Here is a 23321-nt window from a genome sequence, read left to right on the forward strand (position 1 = left end):
TCAGGCATCCCATTGCTGTTTCAGCCATTGCTCCACGCTCTGGGCGCGGTCTAGCAGGCGCGGCCGGCAGCATTCCAACAGCGAGCAGGCGTCGCAACGGCGCGCCTCATAGCCCATGCGCGGCGTCTGCCGGCTATCGAACATCGCGCGCGCGGCGGCTATCGTTTCCAGCGTCAGCCGCCGCAAGACGTCGTCGAACGCCACCTGCCGCCGTCTGCGCGTCTTGCCGTAATACAGCGCGCCTTCGGGTATGGCCGCGCCCAGCATGTCCTCCAGGCACAACGCCTGGGCGCAAAGCTGCACTTCGTCGGCGCGGTGCGCTTTGGGCCGTCCGCGCTTGTACTCCACTGGATAGGCCCGCTCGCCATCGGGCCCGCCGTGGAATTCGACGATGTCTGCGACGCCGACGATGCCCAGCCTTGGCGAGGCAAGCGCCATGGCGCTGGCAGTGCGCACTCCGCGCCGAGTTTCCATGCCCGGCCTGTCGGCCCGCTCGTGCAGCAAGCGCCCTTCGGCCGTTTGCGCGTTGTCTTCCCATTGCTGTTCCAAATGGATCAGCGCGCATTGCCGGGGGCAGTACAAATAATGTTGCAGGGCGGAGAGCGGAATCAGGTCATCGTCTTCCATCACGCCCTCTCCTACAGCAGCTCCAGCGCCTCCACGCCGGCGGGAAGGGCGGCGCGGTCCAGTTCTACCCGGTAATCAGCGAAACCGCGCGCCGGGCTATCCCCATTTTCGCCCACCCGGCTCACGCGGACAGAGTCAAACAGGCGGTGCGCAGGCGCGTTGCCCAGCGCGCATTCGTGCTTGAACACGATCAGCTTGCGCGCCGTCATTTCGCCACGCGCGGCGGAACGGTCATGCTCAAACATATTGATCAGGCCGCGCCACAACAGCTGCAAATCCTCCTCGCCGAAGCCGGCGCGCTCGGCCAGCTTGGCGGAAACAAAGCCATGCGCGCGGTAAAGACCGTAAGGGATGATGTGCTTGCGGCCCATTTCACGATCTTTCCTCTCAGCGTCTTCCTCACTAGTGACCGCAAGCCGAGTAATGGAAATCTCAAGTGGAACGACAGGTTCAATAGATGTTGCAAAAGTTAGTTGAACTGGCCCACGAACCTGCCCTGTATTGACTTTTGTAGTCATCACCGCGCCAAAGGCGCGGACATCGAAAAAGTTCTTGCACATCCAGGCGGTCAGCTCGCGGGCCTTGGCTTCGTCCTTGGGCAGCTTCTTCGGCTCCGGTTCCAGGCTCAACGCCTCGTAAGCGCGTTTGTGCTGGTGGTTCAACACCGATTTTTCCTGCATATAGATGGCGAAGCCGGGCTCGTTTTCCTTCTCCAGCGCCACATAGTTGCGCAGCTTGCGCTTGAGGCAGACATCGGTGACCAGGCCCTGGTTGGTTTCCGGGTCCAGCCGCGGCAGGTTGCCTGCGTCCGGGTCGCCGTTGGGATTGCCGTTGCTGACATCGAACAGGTAGACGAATTCATAGCGGTTGGCGAGGCTCATGGCGGGCTCCTTATTCTTCGGTTTCTTCGCTGGCGGCCGCATCGCCGCCCTTGTTGTGATAATGGGCATGGGCCTGGTGGTAGTAGCCGATGGCGAACTGGCCTTGGGCGGCGATGCCCAGATTGCGCGGCAAGGGCGCATCCAGTCCGTTGATGATGTCGGCCAGATCCCGCTCCAGCGTCTTCCACAAACCCGGCTTGTCCTTGCGCAGCCGGCTCAGATGGTGCTGGGCGTTGCGCAGCAACAGCGGAAACACATTTGCCGGCGTGGCGGAGGCCGCGCCGTAGTAGCGGTCGCGAATGGTGGCGTTGATCTTCTCGCCCAGCGCGCCGCGCTGGATGCTTTCCAGCTCGGCGAACAGGCGGCCCAGCAGATAGCCGGGATCTCGGTTGGCAATGTCCAGACTCACGGGTAGCTCCAGGTTGATGCCGGCGACTCCCAGACGCTGATCGCGCCCGAGCACGGCTTTGCACAAGGCGACACGCGTGCCGGACAACTCGCCGTCGGCGCGCATGCGCATGATTGCGTTGACAAGCAGACTTCGGGGATAACGGCCGCCGCCCAAGATGGAGCGGGCCAGCTCGCCGGCCAGTTGCGGCGGCACGTTCTCGGCCTTGCCCTGGGCGGCGACGGCGTACAACAACCGCCAGACGCCGGGCGGCCGCCTCCAAGGCGACGGCGCCAGTTCCAGATCGCGGTAGTGCGCGGCCAAACGGGCGGCGAAGCTTTCCAAGCGGCCGCTTTCCCAAAACCGGATGGACAGGCGGGAGGCGTTGGGAGCCAGACCCAGCACAAACAAGCATGTGTCCGGCTCCAGCCGTAGGCCCAGCTCGGCGACCGGGCGACCGTCGGCGATGTCCTGCAATGCCGCCAGCGCACGCTGGGTTTCGGAGGCATCGTCGGCCGGCGGATCCAGCCAGTCGGCAAAGGCGGCCTCGGCCGCCGCCGCGCCTTCGGCGCTAGCGGCCCGCGCCCAGAACACCACGGTGGCGTCTCCAATCTGCAGCCGCTGACGGTTATCCTCTTCTCGCCGCAGCAGGTGGTTGAGCGCCGCGGTGTAGGCAAAGGCGGCGAACTCGGAGATGGGCGCGTTGGCACCTTGGCTTTTCCCGTACGAGGCAAACGACTCCAGATTGAACGACACGATGGAAGCGCCCGAACTTTGCGCGCCATTGACGCCCTTGATCGCCGGATGCAGCCGGGCCAACGGCGCGGTTTCGCCGCTCACCAGGCACATGCCCATCTCGCCGCCTCCTTCGGCCAGCATGCGCGCGCGCAGCTGCTGCGCGGCGGGGCTTTCGTGCACATACTCGCGCCGGCCATCCAGCCGGAACACCACATTGGCGTCACGCAGGCTTTCTTGCAGCTCCGGCGGAAAGGCGTCGAACTGCTCCGTCCGCCAGTCCTGCAGAAAACGGCGCAGCGCGCGCAGCCCCTCATCCTCAGTGTCCGCCAGCCATTTCGCGTGCAGCATCTTGAAAGCCGCATGTTCATCGGCCACCCGGCCGCCTGCCTTGGCGCTGACGCCCAGGACATAGCTGGTCTTGTCCCACAGGAAGTTGGCCCGGATGCCCACTGTCCGCTTCTCTGGCTGCGGCACATTCAATGCCCGCCCTTCGTAACGCTTGCCCTTGGCCACGCGGATGTCGCGCGGCAGGTCGACTAACTGCCCTGCTTCGTTCAGCAACAGCGCGTAGCTGATCTTTTCGCTGCTGAAACCGAAACGCGGCACCGCGTCCAGCGCGGCCTGGCGCTGGTAGTAATCGAGCAGCTCGGTCAATATCATGCGCGCGCCTCCCGCCACGGCGGCACCGCGATCCAGCCGTCGAGCATCTCGGCGCGGAAAAAACGCGGGGTCATGCCGTCGTCGAAGTCGATATCGTGCAGCATCCAGCCCAGGTCGCGCGCGCCGGCCAGGCTGGCGTCGGGCTGCGGCCCCGCTTCGCCATCGTCCACCAACTCCAGGCTGGCGGCGAACTCCCGCGTGCCCAAGCAGGGCGCGTGGAAATGCTGTCCCTTGCGCGCGCGCCGCTTGAAGATGTCCAGGTGCTTGCCCTCGCTGTCGTCTGCCCCGGCCTTGCCGGTCAACTCGAAGTGGGCCTCAATCACATAGCCGACATCACGCAACACAGTGGCGGCGCGCTGCTGGCGGTCATCGTCCACCAACATCGCCAGGCCATCTATCCGGCCAGCCTTCATCGCCTTGGCCACGCTGGCGGCTGACAACTTTCCGCCCACTTCGTTGCGGCGTATCGATTCAAAACGTATCGGCTTCAATACACCAATGCGGTCCACTACCCAGCGGATGGCCGGCTTCCAATGCACCGCCTCCAAAATGCCGCGTGCCGCGGATGGCGTGATCACGTCGTAAGACACGCGCTCCACCTTCATCTCCGGCCTGGTGAAGCAGGCGCGCTCGCCCCAGACATGGATTCGGATTCCGTAGCTCATCATGCACCTCGTCTTGATACTGCCCAGTTCACCAAACATTCTTCTCCGCCTCGACAAAGGTCGGATCGTCCCAGCTCAGCCCATGCTCGGCGTCGTAGAGCGCCGGATTGAGCAACTGCATGAATTGGTCGCCGAAGCGACAGGGATTCACCGGCTGAATGGCCCCCGCCGCGCGCAGCGCGTCGAAGGCCCGGCGCGGTATCTGCACCAGATACGGTTGCAGAGCGCGAGCCAGCTGGCCACAACTCTCCGCGTAAGCCAGATCTGCCAAGGCCCTGCGCGCAACCTCATCGAAAGGCACGATGACCGGCTGCAGCGCCGATTCAATCATGCGGAAATCGCGATCCAGGCGTTCCATAGGCAAGTTATGAATCCGGCTGGCGGACAACAGAGCCAGCAGGCCATTCTTGTCCAATGCCCGCTCGCCCTTGTCCCAATACAGTTGCGTGAAGTAGCCATGGATCGCGGCTTGACCCAGCGGCGAGCCCTGGTGCCGGCGCAGCGTTTCGGCTGCGGCCTGCGCTGCCTGCCTCAGCTCGGGCGGCGGCGGCCAGCAGGGGCTGCGGAAGATCAGTACCTCGCTGTCCTTGGCCGCGCGCCGTCCCTCCCGGTTGCAGCGGCCCGCCGCCTGGGCCACGGCGTCCAGCCCCGCCTCTGCGCGCCAGACGGCGGGAAAATCGATATCGACGCCAGCCTCGATCAGGCTTGTCGCCACCAGTCGCACCGGCCGGCCTTCGCGCAGGTCCGTCTTGATTTCAGCCAATACCTGGGTGCGATGCCGCGCACACATCAAGGTGGTCAGATGGCGCGCGCCGGACAGGTGCCGGATTGCCTGATACAGCTCGCGCGCGTGGCGGCGGCTGTTGACGATGCACAGCGCTTGCGGCGAAGCGGCGAAACGCGCGGCTAGCGCGGCGTCATCCTCTTCGCCGATATGGCGCACCGTGACGCGCTCCAGCGCGCGGAACAAGCGCGCCGGGTCCGGCGCCAGCTCCTCGACCTGAGCGAAGCCGCCGGCAAAATCACACTCGCTCAAGGCTGGCTGGGTGGCGGTGCACAATACAACGCTGGTGCGATAATTGCGCGCCAGTTCGTCCAGCGCCGCCACGCAGGGCCGCAACTGGGCCAGGGGCAAGGCCTGCGCCTCGTCCAGAATAACGACGCTGCCTGCGATATTGTGGAGCTTGCGGCAACGCGAAGGCCGCGACGCGAACAGGCTTTCGAAAAACTGCACCGAGGTGGTGACCACCACTGGCCAGTCCCAGTTTTCCATCGCCAAGGCTAGCTTGTCGCGCGCTTCACGCGCTTGGCCGGGGTCATCGACAAAAGCGCTATGGTGTTCCAGCACCGCTTGCTCGCCCAAGTCGCCGAAAGCTTGGCGAAACACGGCGGCAGTCTGCTCGACCACGCTGGTAAAGGGAATGACATAGATCACGCGCCGCAAGCCATGCGCCAAGGCGTGATCCAAGGCGAAAGCCAACGAGGCCAGCGTTTTGCCGCCGCCGGTAGGCACGGTCAGTGAAAACAAGCCCTGAGACAAGCCAGCCTTGCCGCGCGCGGCGTGCAGGATTTCGCCTCGCAGGCTGTTGACCTCGCCCTCCGTGGGCAGGCCCGCCAAGTGCTGATCCAGTTTTCCCTTCAACTGGAACAGGCTGACAGCAGAGCCTCTAGATGGCCTCTGCGGTGGATCAAGGCGGCGGTAATAGGCTTCGGTATCGAGAAAATCGCCGTCCACCACACAAGAAAACACCATGCGCGCCAGGAAAGCCTGTTGGAAACCTCCGCGCGCCCTATCCGGCCTGAAGCCTTCCGGGGGGGGCAGCGTGTCAGGCAGAGCTATCTCCTGTTGCCACTGCGGGTCTAGGGCCGGCAACTCGCTCGCCATCCTCTCCCGCAAGGGCGACCGCTCTCCGCGCTCTTCGCCATTGGCCAGGCCCGCGTGATGACCAGCAATGCCGTAAGCCAACAGATGCCCCAGAGATTGATACTTGCGGCAAGCCACCACCGCGCCCCAACTGGCATGATCCACCGGCGGCCCGCCGCACAGCCGCTGCTGAAACCTGTCCGTATACTTGCCCAAGTCATGCAGCCTGCCGCCGGCCTGCCCCATGGCTTCCGCGCCAAATATGCGCGCAAACGCTCCAGCCAGCTCGCCGACATTGCCCAAATGTTCCATCAAGGTTTGCCAGTCGCTTTTATCGACAGCATTGCCGGTATGCGCGAAGAATCGGGTCATGTCGCCGCCTTGCCTGTCAAATTATGACCATGATATAGACATGGCAATTGAATTTGCAGGGAAGGTCAGACTAATGAATTCTTTACCTAATTAAAATTTCGCAAACCCTCCATGCTGACATGCATGCGACGCCCCATAATGAGAACGCCGCGCCTGTTCCCAGCCGCGGCGTTGGTCCTAAATCAGCGACCTATTTGGAGTGGTTAACAAAATTCAGTTTCACGCCCGAGGCAAGACGCGCCGACACAGACCGTACAAAGAGTGCGGCAAGTCGACGCAACGCAGCATCAGGATTCTTGTTGGCCACTCTTAACTCAGCCCAAGCTGCCCACCCCCTTCAGCATGCCATCCAGCAACGGCCCCAATGTCTCCAACGATTGCGGCGAGACAATGTCCTCGTGCGCGCAATCCAGCTCGTGCACATTGAGGCCGGCCAGGTGCGGCCGCCAGGTTTCCCGCACGTCCATGCCCTCGGGCAAGGTGCGGCGGGCGACGAACAGCGTGGCCTCGCCGTCGTAGCGCGGCGTGCGAGCTTGCGACAGCAGACGCACCGCGTCCTGGTAGTTGGCCACGATGTGGCCGAACATCTCGGTCTTCTCGCGCAGCATGAAGGCGTCGGCGGCGTCCTCGGTGGCGGACATGAACTGCTCCTGCTCGCGCGCCACTTCGGCCTTGGCCTCCTCCTCGGTCGGGCCGTTCCAGTCCTGGCCCTCCGGCGGATAGGTGTCGAGCAGACCCAGGAAGGCCACCTCCTCGCCCTGCTGCCGCAGCTTGGCCGCCAATGCCTGCGCCACCGTGCCGCCCAGCGAATAACCGATCAGGTGATACGGGCCTTGCGGCTGGATGCGGCGCAAACTGGCCAGATGGCGGTCGCACACCTCGTCCATGTCGGCGCAGCGGGCGATGGCGCCGTCAGGGCGCGGCGACTGCAGGCCCACCAGCGCCAGGCCCTGCCGCAGATAGCGCGACAAGCCGCTGTACTGCCAGGCGAAGCCCGAGGCCGGGTGGATGCAGAACAGCGGCCGCCCCTTGCCGGCGCGCAGCGGCAGCACTTCGCCGAAGCCGGCCAGCGCCGGGTCGGACGAGAGGCCTCCGTCGGACAACACCGCCGCCAGCTTGGCCACTGTCGGCGAGCTCATGATCTGGCCGACCGACACCGGCAGCTTCAACTCGCGGCGCAGCGTCGCCGCCAGCCGCATCGCCAGCAGCGAGTGGCCGCCCAGCGCGAAGAAGTCGTCGTCGGCGCGCACCGCGTCGCATTCCAAGATCTCGGCGAACAAGGCGGCGATGCGGCTTTCCAGGCCCGGACGCGGCTCGCGGCCGTCGGTCGGCGCCGCAGCCGACGGCTCCGGCAGCGCCTTGCGGTCCAGCTTGCCGTTGGCGCTGAGCGGGAAATCCGCCAGCCGCATCACAGCTACCGGCACCATGTGGGCCGGCAGAACCTTGGCCAGCGCCGCGCGCAGCGCGTCGGCCTCGGGCGGGTTGTCCTGATCCGCTGCGATCACATAGCCGACCAGCTGGCGGTTGTCGGCGCCGGCGGCATTCGCCGCCTGGCCGCCCAGCGCGCGGGCGTGGACCACCGCGCGCGCCACGCCCGGCTGCGCCAGCAGCGCCGCCTCGATCTCGCCCAGCTCGATGCGCTGACCGCGTATCTTCAGCTGATCGTCGCTACGGCCCAGATACTCCACCGCGCCGTCCGGCAGCCAGCGCGCGATGTCGCCGGTGCGGTACATCCGTTCGCCATCGGCGTACGGGTCGGCGACGAAGCGGCTGGCGGTCAGGTCCGGCCGGCCCAGATAGCCGTGGGCCAGCTGTACGCCGCATAGATAAAGCTCGCCCGGCGCGCCCACCGGCACCGGCCGCAGCGCGGCGTCCAGAATGCGCAGCGCGGTGTTCCACACCGGCAGGCCGATGGGCACGCTCGCCGATTCCGGCGCCGGCTTGGCCGCCGGCTGGTAGCTGACGTCCACCGCCGCCTCGGTCGGGCCGTACAGATTGTGCAGCGGCGCGTCTATCAGGCCGGCGTAACCGTCGGCCAACTCGCGCGACAATGCCTCCCCGCTGCAAAACACCCGGCGCAAGCTGGCCGTCTGGGCCGAACGCGCCGCCGCGTCGCCCTGCATGTGAGCCAACAGCGCCGCCAGCATAGACGGAACGAAGTGCAAGGTGGTGACCCCGCGCGCGGCGATCAGCTCCAGCAACGCCTCCGGATCGCGGTGCGCGTCCGGCGGCGCCATGAACAGCCGCGCGCCGACGATCAGCGGCCAGAAGAATTCCCACACCGACACGTCGAAGCTGCAAGGCGTCTTCTGCAGCACCACATCATCCGCGTTCAGGCCGTACTCGTGCTGCATCCACAGCAGGCGGTTGACGATGGCGCGGTGCGAAACCAGCACGCCCTTGGGCCGGCCGGTGGAGCCGGAGGTGTACAGCAGATAGGCGGCGTGATCCGGCGTCAGCGCCGGCGCGTCGAAGGCCTGCGGCGCTTCCGCCAGCTCGTCCTGCAGCAGCAGCGCGCCCATGGAAGCGAAACGCGGCGCCAGTTCGGCGCAGGTGACAATCAGCGCCGGCTTAGCGTCGGCCACCATATAGGCCAGCCGCTCGTCCGGGTAGCCTGTATCCAGCGGCAGATAGGCCGCGCCGGCCTCCTGCGCCGCCATCAGTGCCAGGCTCAGATGCGCCGAGCGCGGCAGCGCCACGGCGACGATGTCGCCAGGTTTGACGCCGGCCTCCACAAGCCGGCCGGCCAGATGGGCTACCTGGGCGTGGGTTTCGGCATAGCTGAGCGCGCGCGCCTCGTCCAGCAGCGCCGGCGCGTCCGGCGTCCTGGCGGCCTGCGCCGCCAGCAGCGACGGCAGCGTGGCTTCCGGTATCGCCGCGGCGGTGGCGTTGACCTGCTCGATCAGTTCGCTCTCGGCGCCGGTCAGCGGGTTGAAGGCCGACCACGGCAGCGCCGGCTGATAAGCCAGATGCGCCAGCAGCGCCAGCATCCGTTCCGCCAGTTGCTGCGGCTGCTTCACCAGGTTGCGGTACTCGATCAGCAGGCGCAGCCCGTCGCCCGGCAGCGCCAGCACGGTCAGCGGATAGTGGGTATGGCCTCGGTTGCGCAGCGCGGCGATGCGCGCGCCGTGGTAATCACGCGACTGCATGTCCTGGTCCGGGTAGTTTTCCACCACCAGCAGCGTGTCGAACAGCGTGGTCGCGCCGGCCAGGCGCTGGATTTCGCCCAGCCCAATGCCGTCATGCTCCAGCAAGCGGATCTGCCGCGCCTGCAAATCGGCCAGCTGCTCCCACAGCGGCGCGTCCGGCCGCAGCGCCACCCGCACCGGGATGGTGTTGCTGAACAGGCCGATGTGCTCGGCCACGCCGTCCACCGGGCTGAAGCGGCCCGAAACCGGCGAGCCGAACACCACGTCGTTCCGGCCGGTCAGCACCGACAGCAGCGCGCCCCACATGCCCTGCATCGCAGTGTTCAAGGTGAGGCCGCGTTCGCGGCAGCGCTCGGTCAGCGCGTCCTCCAGCGCCTTCGGCACCACCAGCTCCAGCTCGCGCACTTCCGGCGCGGCCGTCTGCTGACCGAACAGCAGCGTCGGCTTGACGCCGTCCAGCGTCTGCAGCCACAGCTGCCGCGCCGGCGTCAGGTCGCGCGCGGCCAGCGCGCGCACCACGCTGGGGTAATCGACGCGGATGGCCGGCAGCGTTTCCGGCCCGTCGCCATAGGCGGTCAGCAGGTCGCGCAGCATGATGGGCGTGGACCAGCCGTCCACCACCAGGTGGTGCGCGGTCAGGAACAGCGTGGACTTGCCGCCGTGGCGCGCCAGCGTCGCCTGCAGCAGCGGGCCGTCGCCAGGGCCGCCGACGGCGAAATCGCGGTCCAGCTCTTCATGCTCCAGCGCCTGCAAGGCCTGCGCCTCGTCGGCCGTCGCCGCCAGCTCCAGCTCGCGCCACGGCCATTCCGGCAGCGCCAGCGGCAGCAATTGCAGCGGCTCGGCCTGGGCCTCGCTGTCGAAACCGGCGGCCAGCTGCGGGTGGCGGCGCAATACCGCCGCCAACGACGCGCGCAGCCTGTCGCTGTCCAGCGGTCCTTCGAAGGTGACGCGGGTGATGGAGTTGTACTTGCCGGCCGCCTCGCCCAATTGGGCGTGGAACAGCAGGCCCTGTTGCAGCGGCAGCACCGGCAGCGCGGCGGCCAAGCGGCCATGGCGCGCGCTCAGCGCCGCCAGTTCGGCGTCGGCCAACGGCGCGCCATTGCCGCCCAGCGTTTCGGCGGCCACCAGCGTGTCGGCCGCGGCCAGCGGATCGCGTTCGGCCAATTGGGCCAGCGCGGCGATCGCGCTATCCATCCTTTGCCCCAGGCGCTCGATGGCGTCGGCGCCATACAGCGCGTCGGCCCAAGTCCAGTTGACCGCCACCCGCGGCGCGGCGCCGGACTCGTCGACGAACACATTGGCCTCCAGCCCGTATTGCAGCGGCAGGGCCGGGTCGATGTCGACGGCGAAGGCGTCGGCGAAGCGGCCGCCGGCGGCCAGCGGCATCCATTCGCCGTCGCCGGCCTGGAAGCGGCCCAAGTAGTTGAACAGCAGCGGCGGACGGTTTTGCGCCTCCAGCGCGCCCAGCACCGGGCCGTGCTCGTCGTCCAGATGGCGCAGCACGCCGTAGCCCAGGCCATGGTCCGGGATCGCCCGCATCACGCGCTTGACCGCGCGCAGCGCCGCCAAGGCCGCTGCATCGCCGGCCGGCTGCGCGGACAGGTCGAACAGCGCCGGGTACTCGGCGGTCAGCCAGCCCACGGTGCGGCCCAGGTCGATGCCGTCGTCCAAAGCGTGGCGGCCGTGCGACTCCAGGCCTACGCGCAAGCGCTGCGCGTCGAACTCGCCGCGGCAAGCCAGCAGCAGCGCCGCCAGCAGGATTTCCTCCACCGTCGCGCGGCAGGCGTTGGGCAGCCGCTGCAGCAAAGCCGCGCTCGCCGCTTCGCCGAGCAGCGCGCGCTGGTGGCGGGCGGCATCGTGGCGGTCGCGGGCGGCATCCAGCGCCTTGGCGCTGAGCGCGTCGGCCGGTTCGGCCAGCATGCCGCGCCACATCGCCAGCTCGCCGCGGCGGGCCGGCGCCTGAGCCGCCAGCGTTTTCGCCCATTCGCGCAGGCCGAATTCCTCGCGCGGCAGTTGGACGGTTTGCCCGGCCATCGCCGCTTCGCAGGCGGCCTGCAGCTCGGGCAGCAACGCGCGCCACGACACGCCGTCCACCGCCAGGTGGTGAACCGCCAACAGCACGCGCTTGCCATCCGCACCATCCCACAAGGCCGCCTGCAGCATCAGGCCGTCCGCCGGATCCAGCCGCTCGCAGGCGGTTTCGAACAGGCTGTCCGGGGTCGCGGCTGGCTCGGCATCAATCAAAATGCGGGCGTCCAGCGCGGCCGGCGCGGCATCTATATGCAGTTGGCCATCGATGGCGCGGCTGCGCAGCGCCGGGTGAGCGCGTTGCAAGGCCAGCAGGCCGGCGGCCAGGTGTTCGGCGCTCAGCGCAGCCGGCGCCTTCAGCCACACGCCCTGGACGAAGCGGCTGTTCAGACCGTATTGCTCGGCGAACCAGCTGACGATGGGCAGCTTGCCCACCGGGCCCGCCTTGTCGTCGGCCGCCGGATTGGCGGCGTTCAAGGGCTGCAGCGCCGCGGCCATGCCGGCCGGCGTCCGCTTGGCGAACACATCGCGCGGGCGCAGCAGGAAGCCGGCGCGGCGCAGCTCGGTGCCCAGGCTCATCGCCGAGATGCTGTCGCCGCCCAGCTGGAAGAAGTCGCCGTCGGGGCTGGTCTGCTCCAGATTCAACACTTTGGCCACCGCCGCGCACAGCAGGCGCTCGGCTCCATTGGCCGGCTCGCGGCCAGCGGCGGCGTTTTGCGGCCGGATCGCCGGCAGCGCCTTGCGGTCTATCTTGCCGTTGATGTTGACCGGCCACTCCGGCAACACCGCCAGCGCCGACGGCACCATGTAGTCGGGCAGCGTTTCCGCCAGTTGCGCCAGCAGCGCGGCGGACAGGCCCGCCTCCTCATGGCGGCCGGCCTCGGCCATCGTGCAGTAGGCGATCAGGCGGTGGCTGCCGCCGACCGCCTCGGCCAGCACCACGGCGGCGTTGACGCCGTCCAGGCTGGCCAGCGCGTGCTCAACCTCGCCCATCTCGATGCGGAAGCCGCGCACCTTGACCTGATGGTCGACGCGGCCGATGAAGTCCATCTGGCCGTGGGCGTTCCAGCGCACCAGGTCGCCGGTGCGGTACATCAGCTCGCCGTCGCCGAAGGGGCTGGCGACGAAGCGCGACGCGGTCAGCGACGGGCGGTTCAGATACCCCAGGCCCAGGCCGTCGCCGGCCAGGTACAGCTCGCCGGCCACGCCTATGGCCACCGGACGCAGAGCGGCGTCCAGCACCAGCGCGCGGGTATTGGCCACCGGCCGCCCCACCACCGGCTCCTCGGCGATGGCTCCCGGCGCGCCCAGCGCGGAAATGGTGTATTCGGTCGGGCCGTAGAAATTATGGAAATGCAGCTGCGTGTAACCGCGCATCTCCTTCCACAGCGCCGGCGGCACCGCCTCGCCGCCCACCAGCACCATGCCGGGCTGCCAATGGCCGTCGTCCATCAGGCCGCAATCCAGCATCTGCCGCAACAGCGACGGCGGCACGTCCATCTCGTCGATGCGCTCGCGGCGCACCAGTTCCACCAGCTGCTGGGCGTCGCGGCGCAACTCTTCGTCGCACAGATGCACTTCCTGGCCCATCAGCAACCAGAACAGTTGCTCCAGCGCGCCGTCGAAGGACAGCGAGGCGGTCTGCATCGTGCGCACGCGGCGGCCGCGGGAACGGACAAAATCGCCGAACAGTCCGCTCTGCTGGCTCAGCAGCAGGTTGAGGAAGCTGGCGTGGGCGATCATCACGCCCTTCGGCTTCCCGGTGGAGCCGGAGGTGTAAATCATGTAGGCCAGACGGCCGCCGTCCAGCGGACGCAGCCGCTCGGCGTCGTCCAGCGGCTTGGCCGCACGGGAAGCCAGGCGCGCGCGCGCCTCGGCGTCGTCCAGGCACAGCGCCGGCAGGTCCGGCAGCTGGCCGCGGACGTCGGAGCGGGTCAACAGCAAGGCCGGCGCCGCGTCCTCGCACATCATCGCCAGGCGCTCGGGCGGATAATCCAGATCCAGCGGCAGGAAGGCGGCGCCGGCCGCCAGCGTGCCCAGTATCGACACCACGGTGTCGACGCTGCGCGGCACGGCGACGCCGACCACGCTGCCGTCGCCAATGCCGCGCGCCAGCAGTTCGCGCCCCAATTGCGCGACGCGGGCCGACAGCTCGCCATAGCTCAGCCGCTCGTCGCCGCACACCAGCGCGATTTCGTTTTCGTATTGCGCGGCGCTGGCCAGGAACACGTCCACGACCGTGCGCACGCCGGCCGGCGCGTTGACGCGCGGACCGCGCGACCATTCGTCCAACGCCGCCTTCTCCGCGGCGCTGTGCAAGGGCGCCTCGCCCACCTTCGCCCCGCCGGCCAAGGCGGCGATGAAGCCGCGCAGCCGCCAGGCGTGCCATTCCAGTTCCGCCGCGTCATAGCGCGCCGGATTGGCGCTCAGCTCCACCACCAGGGTCTCGCCCTGCTGCCAGATGCCGAATTCGATGTCTTCGATCGGACCCACCGCCAACGGCAGCGTGGTGCCTTCCACCTCGCCCAGCCGCAGAGATTGGTCATAGATCTTCAGGTTCAGCGTCGCGCCGTACAGCGCGCGGCGGGAGCCGACCATGCCGCTGTCGCGCTGGATCTGCTCGGCGTCGTAACGCTCGCGGCGGCGCACTTGCTTCAATTCATCGGCCAGCCAGCGCGACAGCGTCGTCAAATCGTCGCTTTCGCTGACATCCAGCGCTACCGGTAAAACATTCACCACCGGACCGGTCGCGCGCAGCGCCGCCGAGCCCATGCGCCGCATGAAGGGCAAGCCCATCGCCACCCGATTCTTGCCGCTCATCCGCGCCAGATAGGCGAAGGCGGCCGCCATCGCCAGCTGCGGCGCGCCCAGGGCCGCCGCCTGGCTCGTCAAGGCCAGCGATGGCGCGCCCGCCCACTCTACCCGATGCCGCAGCACGTCTACATTGGCGGTCTGGCCGCCGGCCTGGAACTCGCGCGCGGACAGCGTAAGCGGCTCAGGCAAGGCGGCCGCGTAGCTTCGCCAGAAGGCGCGGTCATCCTCATAGCGCGGGCTGGCCTGATACGCCTCGCGCTCCGCGGCCACTTCGGCATAGGACACAAACGGCGATGGCGACGGCGCCGCGCCCTGGGCCAAGGCCTGATAGATGTCGGCGATGCGCCGCGACAAGGCATTGAAGCTATAGCCATCCACGCAGACATGGTGATAGCGCTGGTACCAGAACCAGCGTTCGCCGGCGCCATCCGCCAGCTTGAACAGCTGATGCAGGCTCAAGGGACGCTCGCCGTCCGCCGGCAGGTCCGCGGCCAGATCCGCGCGCATCCAGCGCCTGGCCTGGGCTTCGGCATCCTGTTCGCCGCTCAGGTCCAGATACGCCGGCAGCCTATCGTCGGACGGCTCGCTCCCGGCGGCCATGACCGGTCCGGCGGCGGTTTCCCGATAGCGGGCCATGACGGTGTCCGCTTCGGACAGGCCTTGGCGTATCGCCTGCCGCAGCGCGGCGGCGTCGATCAGGCCGCTCAGTTCGACGCAATGGGCGACGGTATAGGTGTTTTTCGGTTCGGAAATCTGGTCTGCCAGCCAAATGCCCAGTTGCGAGCCGAACAGCGGCAGCTCGCGCGCTGTTTCGGATGATCTTGTTTCCATGCTCAACACAATGCTTCCCTTGCTGGGGTAGCCGGACCCTGCGCGGAGTCCTGGCGATGGGAATAGGCGAATTAGGCGCCGCGCAGCGAGCGCGGACGGATATCTGTCCAGTTGCGGTCTAGATATTCCACGCAAGAGGCGCGGCTATCGGGCCCGAATACCTGACGCCAGCCCGCCGGCGCGGGCAGTTGCGACGGCCACAGGCTGTGCTGATCCTGGCTGTTGGCCAGAATGAGGAATGTCAGGCTTTCGTCGTCGAAAGGATTGGTCTGCTCCATGCTCATGGAAACGCTCCGCAAAACGAGCCGCCCCGCCGGCAGGCGCACAGCGCGCCGGGGGCAGTTCTATATCGTGTTTTTTCAAAGGACGGCCAAGGGCCGCCACAGACAGGCCAGACCCTGCAACAAGCCGCCGCGCCAGCACAACCAGTCGTGTCCGCCCTCGAACAGCTGGTAATGCACCTCATGTCCGGCGTGCTCCAAGGCAATGCGCATGGTCTCGTTCACATCCACCATCACCTCCTCGCGGCTGCCCACCTCCTGAAACACCCGCAAATGCCCTGGCGGCGTGGCGCCGGACGCCAGCCGCTCGGCCAGCCAGCCGCTGCTGCCCGGCAGCCTGCGGCCGCTCGCCGCGCGCGCTTTTTCATGCAATTCGACATGCGGCCACCAGAACGAGCCGGACTGGCTGAGCACGCAGCCGAAACGTTCCGGCCAATGCAAGCCGGCATGCATCGCCGCCAAGCCGCCATAGCTTTGCCCGGCGACGATGGTGCGGTCCGGGCGCGCGCTGAACGGCGCGATCAAGGCCGCCTGCGGCAGCAGTTCGCTCTGCAGCGCCTGCCAGAAGGCGTCATTGCACGGCAGGTCTTGTTCGCGATTGCGCCCATCCATGCTATCCACCAGCAGGTACACCGCCGGCGGCAAGCGGCCGCGACGGGTATCCTCGTCCAGGGCGGCGAAGACCGGCAGTTGCTCCGCCCAGCGCTGGCCATCCAGGAGCACCGCCAGGGGGCGTTCCGCCCACTGCCCGGCGGAGATGTCGCCGGTGTGGTAGACCCAGATTCGGCGCGCCTTGCCCAAGACAGCGCTGTCCCAACGGATTTCGGTCAAACGGCGCGGGTCCGCGCCCTGCCCGGCCTCATCCCACGCCCGCCAGGCGGACTGGTCCGGCGCATCCGGCAGATGCAGGGGCGACAGTGACGCGCCCCAGCTGCTGCGATAAGCGCAGGCGGGGTTGAGCGGATCGGCGACTGCTTTATCCATCACGCTTAGCCACCATTCGCGGTGGCGTTGCCTGCTGGCGCGGACATCATCGTCCGGAGCCGGCGGCGTCTGCCCGGCCGATACCGGGATATAAGCGTAGCTGCCGCGCCAGTCGGCCGGCAAAATGGCCTGCCACCACCAGACGTCGGTTTCGCCCAAGCGCGCCAAGGACTGCGGCTGCGGGCTGTGATGGTCGGTGACGGAGTTGACGTCGGCGTACACCCTTACCGTGGGCGACGTCGCCGGACCGCCGCATGGATCGCGCCATAAAAAGGTGACGCGCACATTCCCATCCGCCAGGCGCTCCCGCAGCGGCGCGCCCGCGGCGGCCAGCTCGCTCCACCATTGCGGCGTTCCCGCCGCATGGTGTTGCAGCCAGGCCGCACTCGCCGCAGCCATTTGATTCGATTCCAAAATTTCTCCCCTAAAACCAGATTCCGATCCCTTGCGGCTACCCGCCGACATATCGTTCCAGCTAAATTATTGCAAAATGTTAATGATAAATATTATCATTCGTATCTGTTGATCGCAACGATCCCGAACGGCCACGACGGCCGCTCATGTTCCGCACGCCGCAATAGCCAACGATTCCTCGCCAGCCAGACGACGCCGCAGAACTGACGCTGATCGGCTCACAACAATCACAATGAGGAATATGGAACGATGAAAAAAGCGCCGCGCCGCCAACATAAAGCCCTGACACAAGCCACTTTGCTGGCCCTGGCCTGCCTGGGCGGACTGCCCCACTCCGTCCAGGCCGCGCCTGCGGATACCCAAGACAATCAAACCACGCTGCCCGCCGTGACCGTCACCGGCGAGAAGGTCAAACGCTCGCTGAAAGACACCACCACCGCAGTATCCGTGCTGCGCGACGTGGACAACGGCGAAACCAAGTCCATTTACGATTCCGTAGTCGCCACCCCCAACGCCACTGCCAACGGCGCCGGCATCATCAATATCCGCGGCGTGGAAGGCACTGGCCCCGGCACCGGCTATAACACGCTGGCCTCCGGCTCCCGCCCGCGCGTCAGCACCACCGTGGACGGCCTGACGGAAAGCTGGAACGGCCAGCGCTATGTCGACGCCAGCCCGTGGGATGTGGAACAGGTGGAAGTGCTGCGCGGACCGCAATCGACCACCCAGGGCCGCAACACCCTGGCCGGCGCCATCGTGGTGAATACCAAGGACCCGACTTTCGACTGGGAAGGCGCATTGCGCGCCGGCTACGAAAACAAAGCTGGCAAAACCACGCTGGCCGGCATGGTTTCCGGCCCGATCACCGAAGAGCTGGCCTTCCGCCTGAGCGCCGAAGGCCTGGACGGCCACAGCTACATCAACTACCCCGGCGCCATGCCCTGGGACGGCTCCAAGGTGAGCAACAGCAATGTCCGCGGCAAGCTGCTGTGGAAACCCGGCGCCGTGCCCGGCTTCACCGCCAAGCTGACGGTTTCTCATCGCGAAAACAAGGGCGAGTACCTGAACTACGTCGATGGCTATTATTTCGACTACAATAATGGCCGCAAAGAAATTCAGGCCCGGACGCAGGACTCGTCCAACGACACCGTCAGCACCGATTTGCAATACCAGTTCAACAGCGACTGGAGCGCCAATCTGCTGCTGGGCCATGCCGACAATGTCAGCGCCTTCAAGGACACCCAGGATTTCCGCATGCGGCTGGACGAGAAGAGCAATACCGCGGAAGCGCGCCTGAATTACGCGCCGGAAAACGGCTGGCTGAGCGGCATGATCGGCGCTTACTACTATGACCGCGATCAGAACATGGACGCGCAAACCAGCATGAAGGCGAAGGACAAGGTCAAAACCACCTCCTTGTACGGCGAGGCCACCTTCCGCCTGAACCCGCAGTGGAGCCTGGGCCTGGGCGGCCGCATTGAGCGCGAAACCCAACGCCGCGACATCACCGGCGGTCCGGGAACGCCTCGCGAGGGCCAGGCCCACTACGACATCGGCGATACGCTGTTCCTGCCGAAAGCCGAAATCACTTATAAACTCAGCCCCACCACCACCCTGGGCGCATCGGTGCGCAAGGGATACAACGCCGGCGGTTCCGGCCTGGACGACAATACCGACAAGGTCACCAAGGTCACCACCTACACCTACTACACCTACGAAAAAGAAGAAGTCACTGCCTACGAGCTGAGCAGCCGCTCCACCTTCTGGAACGAACGCGTCAGCCTGAACGCCAACGCCTTCTTCAATCAGTACACCGATTATCAGGCCATCCTGAACCGGCGCTTCACCAACATCCCCAAAGGCGAGAGCTATGGCCTGGAGCTGGAAGCCAAAGCCCGCGTCACCCCCAAACTGACGGTCAGCGCCGGCCTGGGCCTGCTCAATACCGAAGTGACCCAAGGCACGGCCGCCAATCCGGAAATCAAGGGCAAACAGTTCAACTACGCTCCGCACATGACGCTCAACCTGGGCTTCAAGCAGAAGCTGATCAACGGCTTCTACGTGGGCGGCAGCCTGAATCGCGTAGGCTCTTACTACTCGGAAATCACCAATGACCGCTCGGCCATCGCCGGCGGCTACACGGTTGCCAATCTGAATGCGGGCTATGAGGATGCGCGCTGGGGCGTTCGCGCTTACGTCAACAACCTGACTAATCGCAACCAGCTGGTATCGCAGATCAGCGTGGCCGGCCAATACGTTGTCGGCGTGGTCGGCGCGCCGCGCACCGTTGGCATGACTGTGGATTACCACTTCTAAGCCAAGCTCTCGCCCCAAGGGCCAGGCAAGCGCGACAAGGCCGCCGATATGGCGGCCTTGTCTATACATCTGCCGTCCGGCCTTGCGCCGGCGCGGCTTTGCCGGGAAGATGCGCTTCATTGCCGCCGCCGGCGCCCCTCCCCACTCGACTCATGACCGCAAACACTCTCGCCTGGGACCGACCAAACCCATTCACGCTGGCGCTTGCGCCACAAGCCGAAGACATTGATGGCTTGCAGCACACCAATAACGCCGTTTATGCCCGCTGGTGCGAGCAGGCCGGCTGGGCGCATTCGCAAGAACTGGGCTTATCGATAGACGACTATCGCCGCCTGGACCGCGGCATGGCCATCCGCCGCGGCGAATACGACTACCTCCTCCCCACCGCGGAAGGCGAAGCGCTGCTGCTGGGCACCTGGCTGCAGCCGGGCGACAGCGGCGCGGCCATGCAGCGGCATTTTCAGCTGCTGCGGCTGAGCGATGGCAAAACGGTGCTGCGCGCGCGCTGGGATCTGGTATGCATCAAGCTGTCCAGCGGACGGCCCAAGCGGCTGCCGCCTGAGTTCAGCGCCGCCTATCTGTCCGCCATGGCGGACCAGTAAGCGCCGGCAGCAATCCCGAGCAGATCGGCCTCTGGCTTGAGGCCATGCCTCTAAAACCAGCATGGCCGCAAGCGCGGCCATGTTTTCCGTCCGCCTGGATAGCTTCGGCTACGCCGCTTTATCCAGGAACAGCATCTCTTTGAGCTTGTTGGCCAGTTTTTGCGGCTCGTCCTTGGATACGTAGGCATCCACGCCCACGGACTCGCCCAGCTTCTTATTGGCCATGCCCGACAAAGACGAGTGCATCAGCACCGGGATGCCGGCGAAACGGCCGTCCTCCTTGATCATCTTGGTCAGCATATAGCCATCCATCTCCGGCATTTCCACATCGGTGAGGATCAGATGCAGGTCCTGGTTGAGCTTGCGGCCTGCCGCCTCGGCCTGCTGCGCCATTTTCTGCAGCGTTTCCCAGCCGCGCATGCCGTTCATTTCCGAGCCATAGCGGATATGCATCGCATCCAGCGTGCGCTCGATCTGCTTGCGCGCCACCGCGCTGTCGTCGGCGAAGAAGATGTAACGATCCTCCTTCACCGGCTCGATGGCGATATAGCTCTGCGTCTCCTCCATCATGCAGGTTTCAGCCAGCACCTTTTCCACATCCATCATCATCACCAGCGTGCCGTTTTCCAGCTCGGTGACAGCCGTGACCAAGCCGGCCATCCGGTTGGTGATCATGTCCGGCGGCACCCGCATCGACGACCAATCCAGCCGCAGAATGGTGTCCACCCCCTCCACCAGAAAGCCTTGGGTATGGCCGTTGTATTCCGTGATGATCATGATTTCCGGCTTGTCCTGGGTCACGATGCCGGTGTATTTGGCCAGATCGATCACCGGCACCAGCGCGCCGCGCAGGCTGACCATGCCCTCCACCGAGGACGGCATCTCCGGCGCCGTGGTGATCTCCGGCGTGCGCATCACCTCGCGCACCTTGAATACATTGATGCCGAACACCTCCTTGCGGCCGGTGCGCTGGTCATCCCCCAAGGTGAACAACAGAATTTCCAGTTTATTGGTGCCGGCCAGCTTGGTTCGGGCATCGATTTTTTTCAGCAGGTCCGACATGGCGGCTTCCTTGGATAAAAACTGATTAAGTGTTTCTTTATAGTAAATATCAAAGACAAGACTGGTCTATCCCCAGCGACAGCCTGGCGGCTTGTTTGCTATGCTGGCGCATCTGGTCAGACCAATATTCCGCAACGGATTCATCACGCATCATGGCTTACCCCAAAGTCACCCTGCCCAAGCTGTCCGACATGATCGTGCAGCAGCTGGAAAAACGCATACTCGACGGCGTGCTCAAACCCGGCGATCGCCTGCCTCCCGAGCGCCAGCTGGCCGAGGAGTTCGGCGTGTCGCGGCCATCCCTGCGCGAGGCCATCCAGCAACTGGTTTCGCGCGGACTGCTGTCCAGCCGCCAGGGAGGCGGCACTTGGGTGACGGATCGATTGGAGACGGCGTTTTCCGATCCTTGGGAAAAGATGCTGAATCTGCACGAAGAACTGCATGGCGACCTGCTGGAGTTCCGCCGCGTGCTGGAAGGGACGGTGGCGCGCTGCGCGGCCAGCCGCGCCACGCCGGCCGACCTGGAGCGGCTGCAACGCTGCGTGGACCGCCTGCAAAAAGCCTACCGCGGCGGCGATCTCGCCGAACAGGCCCAGGCCGATGTGGAGTTTCATCAGGCAGTGGCGGAGGCTTCGCACAATGTCTTGTTCGCCCACCTGTCCGGCAGCCTGCTGGCCATGCTGCAGCGCCATGTGAAGGACAATATCGCCAACCTGTTCGCCGTCGGCGAGGTGGCCGAAGCCTTGCGCGAACAACATCTGGCGATCTGGCAGGCGATACGCGACCGTCAGCCCGATGCCGCGCAACAGGCGGCGGAGCGGCACATCGATTTTGTCGCCGACACGCTGCAAAACCAGATGCTGCAGGCCGAACGCGACGCCCGAGCCCGCATGCGGCTGGCCCAGGAAAACACCGGGCGTTGACTCCCGCGCAGCGCCATGAGAAAAGCCGCGCGTCTTTCGACTGCGCGGCTTTCGCATGCATCCCTCAGGCCTGCGCTCAGCCCTGGCGGCTCACCAGCCAATCCACATAGCGATTGACGCCCTCGCTCACCGACAACATCGGGGCTTGGTAGCCCGCTTCGCGCAGCTTGGCGATGTCGGCCTGGGTAAAGCTTTGGTACTTGCCCTTGAGCGCGTCCGGGAAGGGCACGTATTCGACGATGCCCTGGCTGACCATGTCCTCCAGGCTCAACTCCGGCTTGCCTTCGTGGCGGCGGCAGGCATTGACGGTAGCGTGCGCCACATCGTTGAAGGGCTGCGAACGGCCGCTGCCCAGGTTGAAGATGCCGCTCTTGCCCGGATTGTCCAGGAAGTGCAGGTTGACCTTGACCACATCCTCCACCGAGACGAAGTCGCGGCTTTGCATGCCGTCGCCCCAGCCGTCCCAGCCGCCGAACAGCTTGACCTTGCCGTGCTCCCGATACTGGTTGAAATGGTGGAAAGCCACCGAGGCCATGCGGCCCTTGTGCTGTTCGCGCGGGCCGTAAACATTGAAATAGCGGAAACCCACCGCCTGTGCGGACAGGCCTTCCTTGATGCGGCGGCGCAGCACCTGGTCGAACAGGAACTTGGAATAGCCGTAGACGTTGAGCGGGCCTTCGTACTCGCGCTGCTCCTTGAACTCGGTGCCCTTGCCATAGGTGGCGGCGCTGGACGCGAACAGGAACTGGATTTCCTCGTGCTGACAGTAGTCGAACAAGGCCAGCGTGTACTGATAGTTGTTGTCCATCATGTACTTGCCGTCATGGTTCATCGTATCGGAGCACGCGCCCTGATGCAGGATGGCGGACAGCTCGCCCTCGTACTCGCCGTCCAGCAGCAGATGCAGAAACTCGTGCTTGTCGAGGTAATGGCTGATTTCGCAATCGACCAGATTGTGGAATTTGTCGCCACTGGACAGATTGTCCACGGCGATGATGTCGGTGATGCCGCGCTGGTTCAAACCCTTGACCAGGTTGGAACCGATGAAGCCGGCAGCGCCGGTGACGACTATGGTCATGTCTTGATCCTTGTTCGGCTATGGACCGCTTGGGTCCGGAATTCGTTCAAAAGCCCGCGCCCGGCTCGGCCAGATAGGACAACTCTTCCGCGGTGCTGGTTCTGCCCAAGGCCGCGTTGCGATGCGGAAAACGGCCGAAACGCGCGATCACCTCGCCATGGCGGCGGGCGTAATCGTAAAAGTTCGAGCCCGGCAGCTGCGCGTCCAGCGCGGCAAACAGCTCAAGCGAGCGATGCTGGTCGGCCAGCGTCTCGCTGTGTTCGAAAGGCAGATAGACAAACACGCGCGCCATCGGCGGCAAAGCCTGATCCAGGCCGGCCGCCAGCGCCTGGCTCGCGCCCTGGCGGGCCTGGGCGTCGGTGGCGAAGGCCCGCGCCTCGCCGCGGAACAGATTGCGCGGAAACTGGTCGGCGACGATCAGCCAGGCCAGCGCGGCTCGCGGGCTGGCGCCATCGAACGGCAGCGCCCCGCGCTCCAGGCTTTCCCATAAGGCGAGAAAGCGTTGGCGGATGTCCGCGTCGAAGGCGTCGTCGCGCTGAAACCAGGCCGAGCGGCCGCGGCTCAGCGCCGCGTCGTCCGCGCCGTCGAACCAGAACGCAAGCACTTCGTCTATCTGTCCCGCGCGCATCGCCATGCCTGCTCCC

At 66.0% G+C, this 23321-nt stretch carries 14 protein-coding genes; 3 read left to right on the forward strand and 11 right to left on the reverse strand.

Annotation, left to right across the window (positions count from 1 at the left end; genetic code table 11):
- The 8 genes from cas4 to fes form a co-directional block, all read right to left on the reverse strand.
- Positions 1-627 carry a CRISPR-associated protein Cas4 gene (gene cas4, locus NKT35_RS22455; RefSeq protein ID WP_254297488.1) on the reverse strand — a complete coding sequence of 209 codons (627 nt, stop codon included), beginning with the start codon at positions 625-627 and terminating at the stop codon, positions 1-3.
- Positions 628-638: 11 nt separating this feature from the next.
- Positions 639-1508: a type I-C CRISPR-associated protein Cas7/Csd2 gene (gene cas7c / locus NKT35_RS22460; RefSeq protein ID WP_254297490.1), complete on the reverse strand. Its 870-nt coding sequence runs from the start codon at positions 1506-1508 to the stop codon at positions 639-641.
- Positions 1509-1518: 10 nt separating this feature from the next.
- Entirely contained in the window at positions 1519-3294 is a 1776-nt protein-coding gene (gene cas8c, locus NKT35_RS22465) for a type I-C CRISPR-associated protein Cas8c/Csd1 (RefSeq protein ID WP_254297492.1), read from the reverse strand.
- On the reverse strand, positions 3291-3959 hold the full coding sequence (gene cas5c, locus NKT35_RS22470) for a type I-C CRISPR-associated protein Cas5c (RefSeq protein WP_254301426.1): 669 nt from the start codon (positions 3957-3959) through the stop codon (positions 3291-3293). Before cas5c ends, cas8c begins: the two co-directional genes overlap by 4 nt.
- Before the next feature lie 28 nt (positions 3960-3987).
- Positions 3988-6195: a CRISPR-associated endonuclease Cas3'' gene (locus NKT35_RS22475; protein WP_254297494.1), complete on the reverse strand. Its 2208-nt coding sequence runs from the start codon at positions 6193-6195 to the stop codon at positions 3988-3990.
- 314 nt (positions 6196-6509) lie between these two features.
- The gene (locus NKT35_RS22480; RefSeq protein WP_254297496.1) at positions 6510-15017 is read right to left on the reverse strand and encodes a non-ribosomal peptide synthetase; all 8508 of its coding nucleotides are present in this window, start codon (positions 15015-15017) and stop codon (positions 6510-6512) included.
- A gap of 71 nt (positions 15018-15088) precedes the next feature.
- Positions 15089-15301: an MbtH family protein gene (locus NKT35_RS22485; protein ID WP_305883447.1), complete on the reverse strand. Its 213-nt coding sequence runs from the start codon at positions 15299-15301 to the stop codon at positions 15089-15091.
- Between the two features lie 75 nt (positions 15302-15376).
- Positions 15377-16681 (reverse strand): enterochelin esterase, encoded by a 1305-nt coding sequence (gene fes, locus NKT35_RS22490; RefSeq protein ID WP_254297498.1) that lies wholly within the window; start codon positions 16679-16681, stop codon positions 15377-15379.
- Between the two features lie 264 nt (positions 16682-16945).
- Between fes and NKT35_RS22495 the strand changes: the two genes are divergently transcribed.
- Together NKT35_RS22495 and NKT35_RS22500 are read left to right on the forward strand one after the other, a co-directional pair.
- A complete protein-coding gene (locus NKT35_RS22495) occupies positions 16946-19012 on the forward strand; it encodes a TonB-dependent receptor (RefSeq protein ID WP_254297500.1) in 2067 nt (688 codons plus the stop codon).
- Between the two features lie 152 nt (positions 19013-19164).
- Positions 19165-19614 (forward strand): acyl-CoA thioesterase, encoded by a 450-nt coding sequence (locus NKT35_RS22500; protein ID WP_371926407.1) that lies wholly within the window; start codon positions 19165-19167, stop codon positions 19612-19614.
- Positions 19615-19722: 108 nt separating this feature from the next.
- On the opposite strand, the gene NKT35_RS22505 is transcribed toward NKT35_RS22500, so the two are convergent.
- Positions 19723-20676 (reverse strand): chemotaxis protein, encoded by a 954-nt coding sequence (locus tag NKT35_RS22505; protein WP_254297503.1) that lies wholly within the window; start codon positions 20674-20676, stop codon positions 19723-19725.
- Between the two features lie 152 nt (positions 20677-20828).
- Between NKT35_RS22505 and NKT35_RS22510 the strand changes: the two genes are divergently transcribed.
- Complete coding sequence (locus NKT35_RS22510) at positions 20829-21599, forward strand: FCD domain-containing protein (RefSeq protein WP_254297505.1); 771 nt, start codon at positions 20829-20831, stop codon at positions 21597-21599.
- A 76-nt stretch (positions 21600-21675) separates the two neighbouring features.
- On the opposite strand, the gene rfaD is transcribed toward NKT35_RS22510, so the two are convergent.
- A complete protein-coding gene (gene rfaD, locus NKT35_RS22515) occupies positions 21676-22677 on the reverse strand; it encodes an ADP-glyceromanno-heptose 6-epimerase (protein WP_254297506.1) in 1002 nt (333 codons plus the stop codon).
- A gap of 46 nt (positions 22678-22723) precedes the next feature.
- Positions 22724-23311: a DUF924 family protein gene (locus tag NKT35_RS22520; RefSeq protein WP_254297507.1), complete on the reverse strand. Its 588-nt coding sequence runs from the start codon at positions 23309-23311 to the stop codon at positions 22724-22726.
- Between the last annotated feature and the right edge of the window lie 10 nt (positions 23312-23321).

This window comes from Chromobacterium sp. IIBBL 290-4 (genome assembly GCF_024207115.1).
In the GTDB taxonomy this organism is placed as follows: domain Bacteria; phylum Pseudomonadota; class Gammaproteobacteria; order Burkholderiales; family Chromobacteriaceae; genus Chromobacterium.

Coding starts and splice junctions, on each gene's coding strand:
- cas4 (WP_254297488.1), bottom strand. CDS start 627: ATGGAAGACGATGACCTGATTCCGCTCTCCGCCCTGCAACATTATTTG.
- cas7c (WP_254297490.1), bottom strand. CDS start 1,508: ATGAGCCTCGCCAACCGCTATGAATTCGTCTACCTGTTCGATGTCAGC.
- cas8c (WP_254297492.1), bottom strand. CDS start 3,294: ATGATATTGACCGAGCTGCTCGATTACTACCAGCGCCAGGCCGCGCTG.
- cas5c (WP_254301426.1), bottom strand. CDS start 3,959: ATGAGCTACGGAATCCGAATCCATGTCTGGGGCGAGCGCGCCTGCTTC.
- NKT35_RS22475 (WP_254297494.1), bottom strand. CDS start 6,195: ATGACCCGATTCTTCGCGCATACCGGCAATGCTGTCGATAAAAGCGAC.
- NKT35_RS22480 (WP_254297496.1), bottom strand. CDS start 15,017: ATGGAAACAAGATCATCCGAAACAGCGCGCGAGCTGCCGCTGTTCGGC.
- NKT35_RS22485 (WP_305883447.1), bottom strand. CDS start 15,301: ATGAGCATGGAGCAGACCAATCCTTTCGACGACGAAAGCCTGACATTC.
- fes (WP_254297498.1), bottom strand. CDS start 16,681: ATGGCTGCGGCGAGTGCGGCCTGGCTGCAACACCATGCGGCGGGAACG.
- NKT35_RS22495 (WP_254297500.1), top strand. CDS start 16,946: ATGAAAAAAGCGCCGCGCCGCCAACATAAAGCCCTGACACAAGCCACT.
- NKT35_RS22500 (WP_371926407.1), top strand. CDS start 19,165: ATGACCGCAAACACTCTCGCCTGGGACCGACCAAACCCATTCACGCTG.
- NKT35_RS22505 (WP_254297503.1), bottom strand. CDS start 20,676: ATGTCGGACCTGCTGAAAAAAATCGATGCCCGAACCAAGCTGGCCGGC.
- NKT35_RS22510 (WP_254297505.1), top strand. CDS start 20,829: ATGGCTTACCCCAAAGTCACCCTGCCCAAGCTGTCCGACATGATCGTG.
- rfaD (WP_254297506.1), bottom strand. CDS start 22,677: ATGACCATAGTCGTCACCGGCGCTGCCGGCTTCATCGGTTCCAACCTG.
- NKT35_RS22520 (WP_254297507.1), bottom strand. CDS start 23,311: ATGGCGATGCGCGCGGGACAGATAGACGAAGTGCTTGCGTTCTGGTTC.